The 14,226-nt window shown below is 43.3% G+C and carries 16 protein-coding genes (1 of these 16 cut by a window edge); 11 read left to right on the top strand and 5 right to left on the bottom strand.

What is annotated here, in order from left to right; translation table 11 throughout:
- The 3 genes from E4N65_RS07280 to E4N65_RS07270 form a co-directional block, all read left to right on the top strand.
- Positions 1 to 993, top strand: partial view of a DUF5312 domain-containing protein gene (locus E4N65_RS07280; RefSeq protein ID WP_044017298.1) — the 3' portion only. 714 nt of this gene lie to the left of the window's left edge; only the last 993 of its 1,707 coding nucleotides appear in the window; its start codon lies beyond the left edge, outside the window; it ends in the stop codon at positions 991 to 993.
- A 69-nt stretch (positions 994 to 1,062) separates the two neighbouring features.
- Positions 1,063 to 1,881, top strand: a complete 819-nt coding sequence (locus tag E4N65_RS07275; protein WP_044015895.1) for a CheR family methyltransferase — start codon at positions 1,063 to 1,065, stop codon at positions 1,879 to 1,881.
- An 84-nt stretch (positions 1,882 to 1,965) separates the two neighbouring features.
- Positions 1,966 to 3,129: a protein-glutamate methylesterase/protein-glutamine glutaminase gene (locus E4N65_RS07270; protein WP_044015896.1), complete on the top strand. Its 1,164-nt coding sequence runs from the start codon at positions 1,966 to 1,968 to the stop codon at positions 3,127 to 3,129.
- A 243-nt stretch (positions 3,130 to 3,372) separates the two neighbouring features.
- Here E4N65_RS07270 and E4N65_RS07265 read toward each other — a convergent pair whose 3' ends face one another.
- From E4N65_RS07265 to murB, 4 genes are all read right to left on the bottom strand, one after another.
- Positions 3,373 to 3,882, bottom strand: coding sequence for a DUF192 domain-containing protein (locus tag E4N65_RS07265; protein WP_044015898.1), 510 nt, complete (start codon positions 3,880 to 3,882; stop codon positions 3,373 to 3,375).
- 17 nt (positions 3,883 to 3,899) lie between these two features.
- A complete protein-coding gene (locus E4N65_RS07260) occupies positions 3,900 to 4,535 on the bottom strand; it encodes a hypothetical protein (RefSeq protein WP_044015900.1) in 636 nt (211 codons plus the stop codon).
- A 27-nt stretch (positions 4,536 to 4,562) separates the two neighbouring features.
- The gene (locus E4N65_RS07255; protein ID WP_253672513.1) at positions 4,563 to 5,825 is read right to left on the bottom strand and encodes a cyclic nucleotide-binding domain-containing protein; all 1,263 of its coding nucleotides are present in this window, start codon (positions 5,823 to 5,825) and stop codon (positions 4,563 to 4,565) included.
- Between the two features lie 105 nt (positions 5,826 to 5,930).
- Entirely contained in the window at positions 5,931 to 6,899 is a 969-nt protein-coding gene (gene murB / locus E4N65_RS07250; RefSeq protein ID WP_253672511.1) for a UDP-N-acetylmuramate dehydrogenase, read from the bottom strand.
- Positions 6,900 to 7,169: 270 nt separating this feature from the next.
- Between murB and E4N65_RS07245 the strand changes: the two genes are divergently transcribed.
- The 6 genes from E4N65_RS07245 to E4N65_RS12215 all read left to right on the top strand — a co-directional run bounded on the left by E4N65_RS07245 (position 7,170) and on the right by E4N65_RS12215 (position 12,925).
- Entirely contained in the window at positions 7,170 to 8,633 is a 1,464-nt protein-coding gene (locus E4N65_RS07245; RefSeq protein ID WP_253672509.1) for a cysteine--tRNA ligase, read from the top strand.
- A 16-nt stretch (positions 8,634 to 8,649) separates the two neighbouring features.
- Positions 8,650 to 9,192 carry an RNA polymerase sigma factor gene (locus tag E4N65_RS07240; RefSeq protein WP_044015908.1) on the top strand — a complete coding sequence of 181 codons (543 nt, stop codon included), beginning with the start codon at positions 8,650 to 8,652 and terminating at the stop codon, positions 9,190 to 9,192.
- Entirely contained in the window at positions 9,176 to 9,889 is a 714-nt protein-coding gene (locus E4N65_RS07235; protein ID WP_253672507.1) for an anti-sigma factor family protein, read from the top strand. The genes E4N65_RS07240 and E4N65_RS07235 overlap by 17 nt, the downstream gene beginning before the upstream one ends.
- Positions 9,886 to 11,562, top strand: coding sequence for a transglutaminase domain-containing protein (locus E4N65_RS07230; protein WP_253672505.1), 1,677 nt, complete (start codon positions 9,886 to 9,888; stop codon positions 11,560 to 11,562). The genes E4N65_RS07235 and E4N65_RS07230 overlap by 4 nt, the downstream gene beginning before the upstream one ends.
- A gap of 135 nt (positions 11,563 to 11,697) precedes the next feature.
- Complete coding sequence (gene pyrH / locus E4N65_RS07225; RefSeq protein ID WP_253672503.1) at positions 11,698 to 12,384, top strand: UMP kinase; 687 nt, start codon at positions 11,698 to 11,700, stop codon at positions 12,382 to 12,384.
- Between the two features lie 4 nt (positions 12,385 to 12,388).
- Complete coding sequence (locus E4N65_RS12215; RefSeq protein WP_305879866.1) at positions 12,389 to 12,925, top strand: DnaJ domain-containing protein; 537 nt, start codon at positions 12,389 to 12,391, stop codon at positions 12,923 to 12,925.
- Here the strand turns inward: E4N65_RS12215 and infA are convergent.
- A complete protein-coding gene (infA, locus tag E4N65_RS07215; protein WP_016523428.1) occupies positions 12,922 to 13,140 on the bottom strand; it encodes a translation initiation factor IF-1 in 219 nt (72 codons plus the stop codon). The genes E4N65_RS12215 and infA overlap by 4 nt on opposite strands.
- Before the next feature lie 120 nt (positions 13,141 to 13,260).
- Between infA and E4N65_RS07210 the strand changes: the two genes are divergently transcribed.
- Both E4N65_RS07210 and E4N65_RS07205 read left to right on the top strand, forming a co-directional pair.
- Entirely contained in the window at positions 13,261 to 13,617 is a 357-nt protein-coding gene (locus E4N65_RS07210; protein WP_044015918.1) for a TraR/DksA family transcriptional regulator, read from the top strand.
- Positions 13,618 to 13,637: 20 nt separating this feature from the next.
- Positions 13,638 to 14,225 carry a DJ-1 family glyoxalase III gene (locus E4N65_RS07205; protein ID WP_253672501.1) on the top strand — a complete coding sequence of 196 codons (588 nt, stop codon included), beginning with the start codon at positions 13,638 to 13,640 and terminating at the stop codon, positions 14,223 to 14,225.
- Position 14,226 lies beyond the last annotated feature (1 nt).

The raw sequence follows: 14,226 nt of genomic DNA, 5'->3' as shown, positions 1-14,226 counted from the left end.
TATTTGCTTTCTGCAGAAATTGGTATGCTTGCATCGGTTCTCAGTACAACAAAACCAATTCCTGATGTTGTACTCCAAGCTTTATTTTTGTTATCAAAACAAGATAAGTTGAATGATAAAACGGTTAATATGGATGAAGAATCGGTTGAGTTTATTTCGCAAGCTTCTCATGCTTTGGAAGCAATTAAAGAATTTTCCGTGAAAATTCCGATTTTAGAATTAGCCCGTTATACGTTAAAATCGATACACTGGGAACCGCAACGCCTTGAAGGAGGGGAAGATTGGTTTCAACTCTTTAAAGTAGCATGGAAAAAACGATTTACTGAACGGTGGCAACTATGGGCTTCAGAACAAAAACGCGCCCAATTAAGCCGTCAGATGCTGGATTTGTTGAAAACTGATCAGCTTGAACCTTTAATGTATCGCCCCTGGGAAGATTCATGGCTTGTGCTTCGTTTTAAGCGTGAATTTTCATTTAGATTTCTTTCTGCTTTTTTTTCAAGATTATATCCGCCTTTTGTGCAACCGATATTAAAAACGTTGTTAATGGAAGGAAATTTTTATCGTCGTGAGAATCTTGCAGAATATACCAATGCCTTTACTGCATTGGAAAAACAGCAAAGTTGTATTAGTACTTTTGAAACACGGTTATCTCCTGAGGGGGAAATCGGTGCAGCATTTATCCAATTAAAAGAAAAAACTGTAGCAAGTTTGAAGAGTAAGAATAGCCTTGAAGCGTTAATGAAAAATATTGAAACCGAAGCTAAACAAATTATTACTTCTTCTCAGAATGCATTCAAAATATTGATTGCTTTGCTCAACGGTTTTATCGACGGTAATAAGAGCAGTGTATATGCACCGCTATTAAATTGGCTGATTATTCAAGGAAATGACAATGCAGACTTTAGAAAGCGTGTAGAAGGTGTAAAGAATTTATTACAGGAAGTAACAAGCATCCTGACGGAAGCTGATAAGATTGAAGCAGATTGGTAATACAGAATAGAAAAACCGTTTGCTTGACAAAAAAATATAGCAACATATACTCTATAAGGAGGAAAATATATGGCAGAATTTTTAAGTGACCGCAACTTTGAACTCTTTAAAAATTTAATATATAACGAAAGCGGTATCACTTTTTCTGTAACAAACCGATCCATTTTAGAAAGTCGTTTGAAAGATCGCTTACGAGAGAATAAAATGGACGATATTGATGCCTACTATAAAATTCTGACTTCAAATAAAGAAGAGCTGAAAATTATGTTGGATTCGGTTACCACCAATCTGACCCGTTTCTTCAGAAATCAACCTCATTTCGATGCTTTAACTCATTATGTTATTCCTGAAATTGTCAAGATAAAACAAGCTGCAGGACAAAAGCAGATTCATATTTGGAGTGCAGGGTGTTCCACCGGAGAAGAGCCGTATACGATTGCTATGATTATGAAGCGGCACTTACCTCCTGGGTTCACCGCTGATATTCTTGCTTCAGATCTGTCGTTTAAATCGTTGGTTGTCGGGAAACAAGGATTTTATCCGGAAAGCCGTGTAGTTGGGATTCCTGATGATTATCTTGCTCAGTATTTAACTAAACAGGGAAATGGTTATCAAATAAATCCTGAGATTATGCAAATGGTTAAGTTTGATTATCATAATTTAAAACATGATGCTAATAGGAATAATATTGATATTCTTTTTTGCCGTAATGTGATTATCTATTTTGACGAACCGGCACAACAGGCGGTTATTAATCGTTTCTGGGATGCGATGGCTCCTCATTCATTTCTTTTTATTGGACATTCAGAATCTTTATTCGGTATGGATACGAAATTTGAGTTTCTTAAAACCGAATGGGCTTGCTTGTACCAAAAAAATGTTAAGTAGAGTCCTTTATCGCTACAACTATGTATTGAAAAGGGCATATGAATTTTTAGTATATCTGCTGAAAATGCGGGAGGTTGTTTTAATATGGATGATATAAAAGTTTTAATAGTAGATGACTCGGCCTTGATGCGGAGTTTGATTGGAAAGATAATTGATGGGACACCCGGATTAACTGTCGCTGATAAAGCTATGAATGGGAGATTTGCCCTACAAAAATTGGAACGTGTTCAGCCTGATATTATTGTGCTTGATCTCGAAATGCCGGAAATGAACGGAATAGAGTTTTTGCGTGAGCGAAAAAGACTTAAGATTGATATTCCGGTCATCATTCTGTCCAGTATTGCAAAAGAGGGAGCCCGTATCACAATGGATTGTCTGGAACTTGGTGCCAGCGATTTTGTTACTAAGCCTTCCGGATCCGAATCGGCAAACTTAGCTACAGTTGCCAGTCAGCTTGTGGAATTTTTACAAGCGTATGGTCGGCAATATCAATTGAAAAAGCAATCTGTTGCCGGTATCAAGACTGCTTCAACTGCTCCTGCACCGCATTATATTCATACACCTCAGCTGCAAACAGCGCCTCAAACTCATACGGTTGCAAGTGGTACCTCAGCCTTTGCAGCACCTCCGGAAAAAGCTGAAAAACCGATGCAAGTTCGTCAACCGGGAAAACTTGAAATTATTGCAATCGGGATTTCTACCGGTGGACCGAATGCCTTGCGTGAAGTGTTTGCAGAATTAGATCCGAATCTTCCGCAGCCGATTGTCGTTGTACAGCATATGCCTCCGGGATTTACCTATGAATTTGCGAATAGTCTCAATAAGATATGTCCATTGGAAGTGAAAGAAGCTCAGGAAGGAGATCTTGTAAAGCCGGGGCGTATTCTTATTGCGCAGGGAGGAAAACACCTTTTAGTTGAAAAGAAACCTCTTGGCGTTATTGCTCATATCTCCGATGCGCCTCCTCAAAGCGGGCATCGTCCGAGTGCGGATGTGTTATTTGCTTCTGTAGCAGAACAGTTCCAAAACCGTGCACTTGGAATTATCATGACAGGTATGGGCAAGGACGGTGCTGCAAGTCTTACACGGTTGTATCAGGAAGGGTCCCGTACTATTGGGCAAGATGAAGCGTCTGCTATTGTATACGGTATGCCCCGTGTTGCTTATGAAATGGGCGGTGTAATGGAACAAGTTTCGTTAAGCAATATGGCTTCCGTTATCAATCGTTATGGAAGGGAGTTTGCCTAATAATGATACATAGATGAAGCATTCTAAATAGTATTTTTAGAACGCTCAAGAGTGTTAAGCAATGGGCGATGCTTTGCCGAAAGGTAAACTCGCTCGTTAATACGTCCGCCGCGACGAATGGTAGTTAGGGACGAAGCGATAGTTTAGCTGTTCAACGTGTACCTTCTATTTTTATGAAAAAGTTCTGACAGATGCTGTGTGCATGGTCTGAGATCGTATTTTTATCTTGAGTGACAAGCGTTATTACTGTGCTGCCGCTTTTAGGCGGTCGAGGCTTTCCGTACTAAGCTTGTCCCCGGCATTAATCCCTGCCCGTCCAAAGTAACCTTGCGCTACTTCAAGGGCATAGCGCACCGAATAAGTGCTGGCGGTAATGTCCAAGCTAAACGGCTGCATATCATAGATTTCTCGGATACGGCCTGTTGAATCGATAAAGGCAATGGAAAGCGGGTGCGGAGTATCCTTCATCCAAAACCGTAATTTTTCATCTCGTTTAAAAACAAAAATCATACCGGTACCGTCCGGTATCTCATTTCGCTGCATAAAACCACGCTGCTGCTCTTGGGCGGTTACTGCGGTTTCGACATCAATGGGAATAGCCGTTTTTGCATTTTTTGATTCGATAAAGATAGTTATGGATGGGGCTTTCGGTCTTTCTGCATTGCTGCAAGATACGGCGGCCACTGTGAAGAGAAGAAGGCATAAAAGTACTGCCCGATATCTGAAGTTCTGTCGTAGAGAATCAAAACACATGATAATGGTTCCTGCCTTTAAAATCCGTCGATAAAGTTTTGGCGGTTTGTTTCGGCTGTGGCTTTCTCGGTAGTGCTTTGAGAAAGCAATTCATTGAATACCGTAAGATCGATATATTTTACGATAAGCGGCCGCTCGATAACAACACGGGTATGTTCATCTTCCCACACAGCCCGCTGTGGGTTGATTGAGACCGGTTCACCGTATTTTTCACAAAATTTGGAATAAACCGAATAGTAATCGACCGTATCGGTATTTAGTTTAAAGATCATTGTATAGAGATTATCTTTATAAAACTGAAACCATGACCTACTGATAAAGTACGAACCTGCCGATTCGATAAGGCTTCTATTTTCTGTCAGCAGCAATGAAACATCCCTTTCGCCGCGGTATCCGAACACAGTATCTTGTTTAAGAGCCTCTTTTACCGCATCGATATTCATGCCAAGCGCGATGCTGCGGTATTCGGCCGGTAATGCGTTTTTTTCTTGTTTTTCGTTTGTTCTCGTTGGCGGCTTTGCCTGTTGTCCGGCAGGTGCTTGAGTTGTATGGACGGATTGTGCCGCCGCCGGCGGTGAAGAAGATTCTGCTGCTGTTAAAGGTACTACAGCGGTAGCAAAAAACAAAACAGCCGTACATAAAAGATATTTCATCTTATACCCTCATGGTGTCCTTATATATTAACGGACAGGTTTTCCGCGGTAGGTCGGTTCATTGGCACGGGATTGCTTGCGAGCTTGTTCAATTTCCTGCATCTTTTTAAAGTACGCGGTCTGCTTCGACAGCTCAAGTGTATCGGTGATAATGATGCTGTCGTCGGTACTGCGCACAATCGGTGTCATTAAAAACTCAGCAATCGCTTGTGCGACCTGTTCTTTAGGAATACTGCACATTTTTGCAAGCTCCGCAGGACCGAACAAAAAGGTGTGCTGCTTGCCTGATCCAGGTTGTATCCGCAGCTTTTCAAGTTGAATGCTCAGCATATCGTACATCTTTTCAAGCGGAACAGGAATGAGCGTATTTGCAAGCTGCTTGTACATCGCCCAAATACGATCCGCAAGGGTAGTAGTTAAGCGGGCAATCAGTTGGGGTTGAGTTGCAACCATTTGGTTGAAGTTTTGCCGATTTACCGCTAAAAGTTGACACTCTTCTGCAGCGGTAATAGCTGTCGCTGACCGCGGTTTATTCTCAAGCAGTGCCATTTCGCCGAACATATCACCTTCTCTGAGGACTGCAAGCAATACTTCGCTATTATCTACAATCTTGGAAATTTTTACTCGGCCTTTTTGGATGATATATAATTCGGTTCCCGATTGGCATTCGCAGAAGACCATTGATTCGCGGTTATACACCCGAACTATCTGCTTAGTGTCCGGTTCGAGCATCTCAATCGGTGCTTTGACACCGGTGGATTTTATCGCCATAAAGCGCTTGCGTGCTGTTTCGGCATATTGTCCGTTCGGTTTTTCTTTCAAGTAATGGTAATAGGCGTATAGTGCAAGCTCAAATTTCGACATGCGAAGGTAATATTCGCCGATGGTAAAAAGATGGGAAATATCGGTATCGATATTTCGCTTCAAGGTAATTCTGGTAAGGGCTTCATCCAAATAGCGCATCTTCCTACTAAACGAATAGATAATTTTCATTGCGATAGGGGTGTTTTTTTCGATCAATTCGGGAAACTGCGTATAGTGAACGGCAATAAGCACTACATCGGTAACCGCAATAGCCGTTTCAATCTGACTATGATGTGCCATACAGGCAACAACCCCTAAAAAGTCGCCCGGTCCGAGGAGATTTCCCTCTTCTTCCGCTACAACCTCTTTTTGCTTTGCAATTTGTACTTGACCGCTTTGGATAATATAAAAACGGTCGGTATCGGATTTCCCTTCAATGAGGATATAAGACCCACGTTTAAAATTTACAAAAGATAGTTGAAGCACTTTATTACCCTCTTATTTTTTTGCTTGTCATTAGGCCTGTCCGATAACTTCGTTGTCGAACAGGTTTATTATAATACCAGGCTGTTGCAATATACGTAAGCCCCTTTATCCGGCAAAAATGATCTCCGGTTCAAGTTCAAAACCGGTTTTATCTTTCACCTGTCTTTGAACTGCCTCAATGAGTTCCACTACATCCTGTGCAGTTGCGGAACCGGTATTCACAATAAAATTCCCATGCCACGGCGCCACCTGGGCGTCTCCTATTCGCAGACCGCGTAAGCCGGCCTCATCTATCAGCTGACCGGATGGTTTTCCGAATGCATGATTATTTTTAAACACGCTCCCTGCCGAAGGGAGTTTAAAGTGTCCCTTCGACGTTCTGTCCGTAATGCGGCTCTCCATTATGTTACGGATGAGTATCGCATCTCCTTGTTCAACTCCAAACGTTGCGGAAACAATTACCGGTCGGTTACCATCGAGCGATGCATATCGTTTATTTGATGGTTGAAACGGCGATTGTTTATAGCCCCAATCTTCTTTACGGCAATTATATTCCTGCAATGTGCAGCCTTTTTCAGAAAAATACAACGCCGATACGGAAAATAATACATTGGAAATCGATTTTTCGTAACAACGGGCGTTCATAAAGACTGCCCCTCCCACCGTTCCGGGAAGCCCGGCAAAATCTTCCAACCCGGTAAGGCCGTGCTCCGCGCAGAATTCCGTTAGATCTTGCACGAGCGCTCCGGCTTCCGCTTGAACAAACAGGTGGCCTGCAGATTCCTCCAGCAGGATTTTATTTAATCTACAGGTATGGATAACGGCTCCCCGTATTCCTTCATCCGGAATTAACAGGTTGCTGCCACCGCCTAATAGTATTGCCGGTATGCGTTCCGCATGAATAAACATCAGTGCCGCTACCAATTCATCCTGAGATGAAGGCCTAATATATATATCGGCATTTCCACCGATTTTGAAACTCGTAAATGAACTCAATTTTACGTTTTTTTGTATTATATCACAGAATTTAACAGGGAAACTGTTTTTTTTCTCTTTTTCTCCTAGATTAAACATACTAAAACACTATATACTATCAGCGGTATTTATAAAAGACTTGTCTTTTGAAAATATACGGCGCATCTGCGTTGTCGCGCAACGTATCAGAACCGCCATGGACGGCGGTGGGTGCAAGCAGTAGCAAGTTTTTCGTTAGAAAAACTTGTCGTTAAAAAACGTACACGGATGTACGTTTTTTAACAGGCTATTTTCAAAAGGCTTACGGAAAATGTATTTTCAGAAATGGCAAGAAAAATACCAATTGGTTATCATACAGGAGATTTTTTTATGAGTTTACGCATATATAACACATTGGGGCATAAAATAGAGGACTTTGTGCCGGTTGATCCGAAAAAGGTGGGCTTCTACGGTTGCGGTCCGACTGTATATAACTATGCGCATATCGGTAACTTGCGGGCGTATGTATTCCAAGATACGCTGTCGCGCCTGCTGCGTTTTTTAGGGTATCCGGTAACCCATGTGATGAATATAACCGATATCGGTCATCTTTCGGGCGATGCCGATGACGGTGAAGATAAGATGGTTAAGACAGCGAAGGAGCGCGGACAGAGTGTGTTGGAGATTGCCGATTTCTACACTCAAGCGTTCTTTAAGGATACTGAACGGCTCAACATTCGCCGTCCCGATGTCGTATGCAAGGCCACCGAACATGTATCCGATATGATAGAGCTGATCAAACGGATTGAAGCGAATGGACACACGTATTCGGCAGGCGGGAATCTCTACTATGATATTATGACCTTTCCAAAATATGGAGAACTTGCGTCGATTAATCTCGAAGACCTCAAGGCAGGCGCTCGCATTGAAGTTGATGAAAATAAGCGGAATCCACATGATTTTGTGCTCTGGTTTACCAAGAGCAAGTTTGAAAATCAAGCTCTAGTGTGGGATTCTCCGTGGGGTAGGGGATATCCGGGCTGGCATATCGAGTGTTCCGCCATGAGTATGAAGTATCTAGGCGAGCAGTTTGATATTCACACGGGCGGTATCGACCACATCCGTATTCACCATACAAACGAGATAGCCCAGTCGGAAGGGGCAACCGGCAAAAAATGGGTAAAATATTGGCTCCATAACGAATTTTTGGTGATGAACAAGGGGAAAATGTCCAAGTCTACCGGCGATTTTATCACCTTAGATAAGGTGATTGAGGCGGGGTATGCGCCGCTCGATTACCGTTTCCTGTTGCTGGGAGGACATTACCGCAGTCAGCTTACCTTTTCGTGGGAAGCGATGGAAACGGCAAAGAATGCGCGTAAAAACCTTGAGCAAAGGATTTCCAATCTGCTGACTGAAGCAAAAACGCTTCCCGATTTCCCCTGTGACGGTCTAACAGCCGAACAATCGATTGCGCTGCTCCATACCGAAAAAGCACGCGGTTATTTTACGGACTTTGTACATGCGCTTGAAGAAGATATTTCAACACCGCGTGCACTTTCCGTACTGCAGCTGACCGTTAAAGATAAGGAGCTTGAAGCAAGTGAGGCCGTCACGTTAATTCGTATTTTCGATACGGTACTTGCCTTACATTTAATAGAAGAAGCAGAAGCGCTTCATACCGGCGCCGAATCAGTCGATAATGCAGAAGAAATCGAACGCTTAGTTACTGAACGGACGGAAGCGAAAAAGAATAAAGACTTTAAACGGGCGGATGAAATCCGTAACGTGCTGAAAGATCGTGGAATTGCTTTAGAAGATACGGCAAACGGAACGCTGTGGCGGAAGATGTAACCTTTGGGAGACTGAGTTGTTTGATGAATTAGCGCCGTTAGATGCGCTTTCCGATAAGGATTTTAAAACCATTTATGATGCGGTAATACCGGCACTGTACAAGGTTGCCTATAATGTTGTACGGGAAGAAGATGCTGCTGAAGACCTGTGCCATGATGCGCTGATTAAGATGACGGAAAAGGAGATGAAATTTCCGTCGTTAAATGATGCAAAGTATTGGCTTATCAGAGTGGTAAAAAATGCAGCGCTGAACTATGCGAAACGGCGAGTGCTGGAGCGGAAAGTATATACGCGTGCCTTTAAAGAAGATCAGCGTAAAATAGACTCCGGTGAGACTGCGCTCTTGAAAGATGAAACAATTCAAGATGTACAGCATGCATTGGAGCAATTGCCTGAAAAACTGCGGATAGCACTACAGCTTCGCGAATATACCGAGTTGAATTATAAGGAGATTGGACGTATACTCGGTATTAGCGAAGGAAATGTGAAAGTCCGTATTTTCCGTGCACGGGAATATTTAGCAAAAGTTATAGGAGAAGATAATGTCTACATGCCCTAATAAAGATCTTTTGTCTGCTTATATCGACGGTGAAATTCTGTTCCCTTGGAAAGGAACAATAGAACAGCATTTACAGCAATGTGCTACATGCAAAAAAATATACGGTCAATATATGATGGTGCACCGTTATATGCAAAAACCAACGGCCGAAGCGGAGTTTGATGCGGGGGATTCTTTTGCTAAATTGCTTGAAAAGCGAAATGCCGTATTACAGAATAAATCGCAAACCCAAAAACGGCGATGGGCATTAAGCTCAGGTGAACGGTGGTTTTCGTCTTCCATTCGCATTCCTGTTTCTGCCGCCGCAGCCGCTATTCTGGTTTTTGTCTTTTTGCCGCTTATATTATTCTTCAAAGTAGAACATACTATCAATTCAGTTACTGCGGCTCAGTCTTCTTTTACTCCGATTATTCCCGTTTCGCTTGAGAAACAAAAGCCTATTACCGAGATAGATTACGGCATTACCCAAACAAGCGGTACTCAAAACTATGCCGTATCGACTAAAGCAGTGAATACTAATGCTAAGTTCTTTACGGTCGGTGAATTTACCCGTTTGTATTCAAAAGATGAAAATTTATTTCAGCCGGTTGAATCTACAGTCGATCTTAAAATTTCTTCTTCGTCGTTTCCGCTTTCATCGGAGTATCAATCGCTTTATATCATCGCTGATCCCAATATAAGAATAAGCAATCGATGAAGCTTTTTTATCTCATAAGAAAGTATCCCTTTTTTCGCTTTCTTATTTTTTCATTTGTTATCGGCGGTATAGTAGCCGGTATTATTTTCTTTTCTCGATCTACCATTCGTTCCAATGTTATTACAGCCGTGTCTCCTCAAGTGACCGTGCCGGGTGAACGCGTTACTGTAGCAGGTAAGAATTTTGGACAGCCTTCAATCCATTCGTGGCTTATGATCGGCAATGACAGAATTAAATCCGACCGGTGTATTGAATGGACTGATACGAGGATCGTTTTTGAAGCACCTGATACTCTCTATGAAGATATGCTGTACGTAGTGACTAAGAATAAGCAAGGAAATGCAGTCATGTTGGTGAATCAGACTGTTTTTCCGGTTAGTTCAAAACGTACCGCAGACGAAAATCTTCCGTTTATCGACTCTTTGGAGACCGATTCGGGCAATGTGGGGGATCTGATTTCCATTCACGGCAAAAACTTCGGTCATGCGCGTAATAATTCGGTTGTACTATTTACAGGAATGCAGAATGCCATTTACGCACAAAATACTGCAAAAGAAGCGGTGTTGACCGGCGCCGAATGCAGCGAATCGGATTTTGATTACGAATTTTGGAGCGATCGTGAGTTGCGGATACGGGTACCCGATGCCGCGGATACGGGAAATGTCGTGATTATTACCGAAGCGGGGATGAGTAATCCTGTAGCGTTCCGGTTGAAAAACAAATACGGTACAAAAACCTATACGAATACGAGGACATATCGTCTTGTTTCCGAAGTTGAAATTTCCGATTTTCTGGCAGAGACGCCGAATACCTTCTTTTTGCAGATACCATTGCCGCAAAAAATGGAAACACAGCGTACCGTTACTATTAATTCCGTCCAACCGGAGCCGTTTGTACCCTCATATCAGGGTGCGAGTATTTACCGTTTTCATAATGTTGAATCCGGCAGTAAAATACAGATCCGGCAGGAATACAGCGTATCCCGCAGTATAGTTGAAACGAATGTTAATGTTGCGTCTCTCAGGAGGACGGAGCAAAATAATCCGCTTTTGTATGCCGCATATACCGAATCAGATGAGTTCCTTCCTGCCGATAACGCAGTAATTAAAAAGATATGCCGGCAGATTGTCGGCTCTGAAACGAACCCTTATAATAAAGCACGGCGTATCTACACCTTTTTAACCTCCGAGATAAAAGCACGGGAAAGCAGCGTGGCAGATGCAGGGCGATCTATTCTTACTGCCTTGGAAGAGAAAAACGGCAGTGCCTATGATCTTGCATTGCTGTTTTGTACGCTTGCCCGCGCTGCGGGGGTGCCGGCTATTCCGGCGGCCGGACTATTGGTTGATCAGGAGCAGAAAGCTGTGCTGCATTGGTGGGCAGCATTCTATATAAACGGTTTCGGCTGGGTTCCTGTTGATCCTGCCCTTGCGTCCGGCATTCCTTTTGATACCGGTATCGCTGATAAGGGAAGATGGTATTTCGGTAATTTGGATGCCTATCACATTGCGTTTTCTCGTGGGTATCAAAATCAAGCACCAATGCTGCCGAACGGTAAAACGACGGAAAAGGTTCGGAGCTATGCCTTTCGGTCTATTTGGGAAGAAGCAACGCCGAATATCAGCGGCTACAGTGCACTCTGGCGGACTCCGAAGATAACAGGCGTGTACTAAAAAGAATTGCATTTTTTTAAATTAATTATTACATTGTAAAATATAAAACAGCCTGTAAATGGGCGGTAACTGATAGTGTCTTTTACTTGTTTTATGATCTAAAGTAAACTTCCAATGTGAATGAGGAGGATCTTCATGGTACGTGTTTTATCGGTAGGCGGATCAATTGTGGTGCCTCAACAGCCTGATGAAGCCTTTTTACGGGATTTTGCCGCCCATATACGCAGATGGCTCAGTGTGTCGGCAGAGAGAAAACTGATTTTAGTTGTCGGTGGCGGCGGTCCCGCCCGAATGTATCAGCAAGCATATAAAAATATTACAGATAATACGCCTTCAAATGATGAGGCCGATTGGATCGGTATTATGGCGACACGGCTTAATGCGCAGCTCTTAAAAGCTATTTTTTCGGATATATGTCCTAATCCCGTTGTGTACGACCCTACGGCTGTGGAGCTTTTTTCCGGGCAGATATTGATAGCAGCCGGCTGGAAGCCGGGCTTTTCCACCGACAACGATGCTGTTTTGCTGGCGGAGCGTTTTTCTGCAAAGCAGGTTATCAATCTTTCCAATATCGAAAAAGTATACACTGACGATCCTAAGAAAAATCCTGATGCAAAACCGATTGATTCGATTTCGTGGGAGCAATTTATTCGGCTCGTTGGTACGGAATGGGTTCCCGGCAAAAATGTGCCGTTTGATCCGGTAGCAAGTCTGCGTGCTCAAAAAGCGGGGATACAGGTAATCTGCGCCGGCGGTACTGATTTGAATAATCTTGATAATATCTTAAATGGCTGTCCTTTTAAAGGCACGACAATAGGCTAGACGTATGGATTATTATGAGGTTCTGGGAGTTTCTAAAACTGCTTCCGATGAAGAAATAAAAAAAGCATACCGCGCAAAGGCGTTGCAATATCATCCCGATAAAAATCAGGGAAATGCAGCCGCCGAAGAAATGTTCAAAAAGATAAATGAAGCATATTCCGTATTGTCCGATTCCAAGAAACGCGCCGATTATGACCTCGGCGGTACCGCATCGCAGCAATACGGAGCCTATACACAACAGTATGCACGGCAAAATCCTTTTACCTATAACCCGTTCGCAGAAGAAGATGATGATCCGATATTCGGTCAATCGTATCACTGGACGTTCTACCATTCGCCACAGCAGGAAAACGAACCGGTTTCACGGCGCAGAGGATTGAGCGCTTTACTCGCCGGTATCTTATATCTATGGTTGGGCTTGTTAAGCTTCCGTGTGATATACCTCTTCGGCTTTTTAGGTCTTTTTATCGGTGTGCCGTTGCTGGTGAAAGGTGTTAAAAACCTGAAAATAGCATTTGTGTCATTTTTTAAAAGCAGTTAGCGTTCGCGGAAAATAATTCTTCCTCTGTTAAGGTCGTAGGGAGAGAGCGCAACCTTTACGCTGTCGCCGGGAACAATGCGGATAAAATGTTTGCGCATCTTTCCCGATAAATGCGCTAAAATGACATGACCGTTTTTTAATTCAACACGAAACATCGTATTGGGAAGGGATTCTTTAACTATTCCTTCAACTTCAATTGCTTCTTCTTTAGCCACAATTCCTCCAAAAAAAACACTTGCTTTTTTATTGAAATAACGCGTATAATTGTAGAGTCTATTCATTAGTTTGTCAACTAATGGAAAGGGGCATAAAAAGAAAGGAGTTATAAAAAATAGATGGAAAAAGAGTTTTATCAAGAGATGAAGCAATCGCTGCATGAGCGCCGTGCCGAAATTATCAAAACGTTTGTAGCAAACCATGAAAGTTTCAAACAGATTATTGAATCGGTCGATCCTAAAGATTTCGGCGATATCGCTTCGGAAGATACCGATCGGAAGATGCTGGAAAGCATGAATGAAAAAGATGCCAAACGGATGCAGTTAATTGAATCCGCTCTTGCCCGTCTCGAACAAGGTAAGTATGGCAAGTGCATCAAGTGTGCAAAAAAAATACCGGAAGACCGGCTGCGGGCGATCCCTTATGCATTGATGTGTATCGATTGTCAATCTGAAACCGAACGAAAAAAACGCTAACCCATACAAGGGGAGATACAATGCAAAGAGTTTTTTTATTCATCGCGGACGGATTTGAAGAAGTCGAAGCGATTACGCCGCTCGATTACTTGCGCCGCTGCGGAGCCGATTTGACGTTGGTTGGAGTCGGTGCAAAAATTATTCGCTCGTCACGCGGACTGGCCGTTACCTGCGATCTTGCCTTATCCGAACTGATCGGAGAGGGTGCAGACGCAAAAAAAAATGCCGAGCAGTTGGCAGCAGATACCGTATTGGCAATACTGCCGGGCGGTCTTCCAAACAGTCGTACACTCAGTGAAAGTACTGATCTTCGTTTTTTTATAACCGAGACGGCAAAACACGGAGGACTGGTTGCGGCAATTTGTGCGGCTCCGGCGCTTGCGCTCGGCGAATGGGGTTTGCTTGACGGGAAACAATTTACCTGCTATCCGGGCATGGGAGAAGATTTATCGACAAAACCCGTGACGGGCGCGCGGGTTATTCGGGATGGTCAATTTATTACTGCCTGCGGAGCGGGAGCTGCCGAAGAATTCGCTTTTGCTTTGGCGGATGCCTTGTACGGCGAAAAGAAACTTGCTGAGCTGAAAAGCTCAATCGTCGCCCGGTAGT

The sequence above is a fragment of the Treponema sp. OMZ 855 genome (assembly GCF_024181145.1).
Lineage (GTDB): Bacteria > Spirochaetota > Spirochaetia > Treponematales > Treponemataceae > Treponema.
This window is presented reverse-complemented; position numbering and strand designations above follow the sequence as displayed.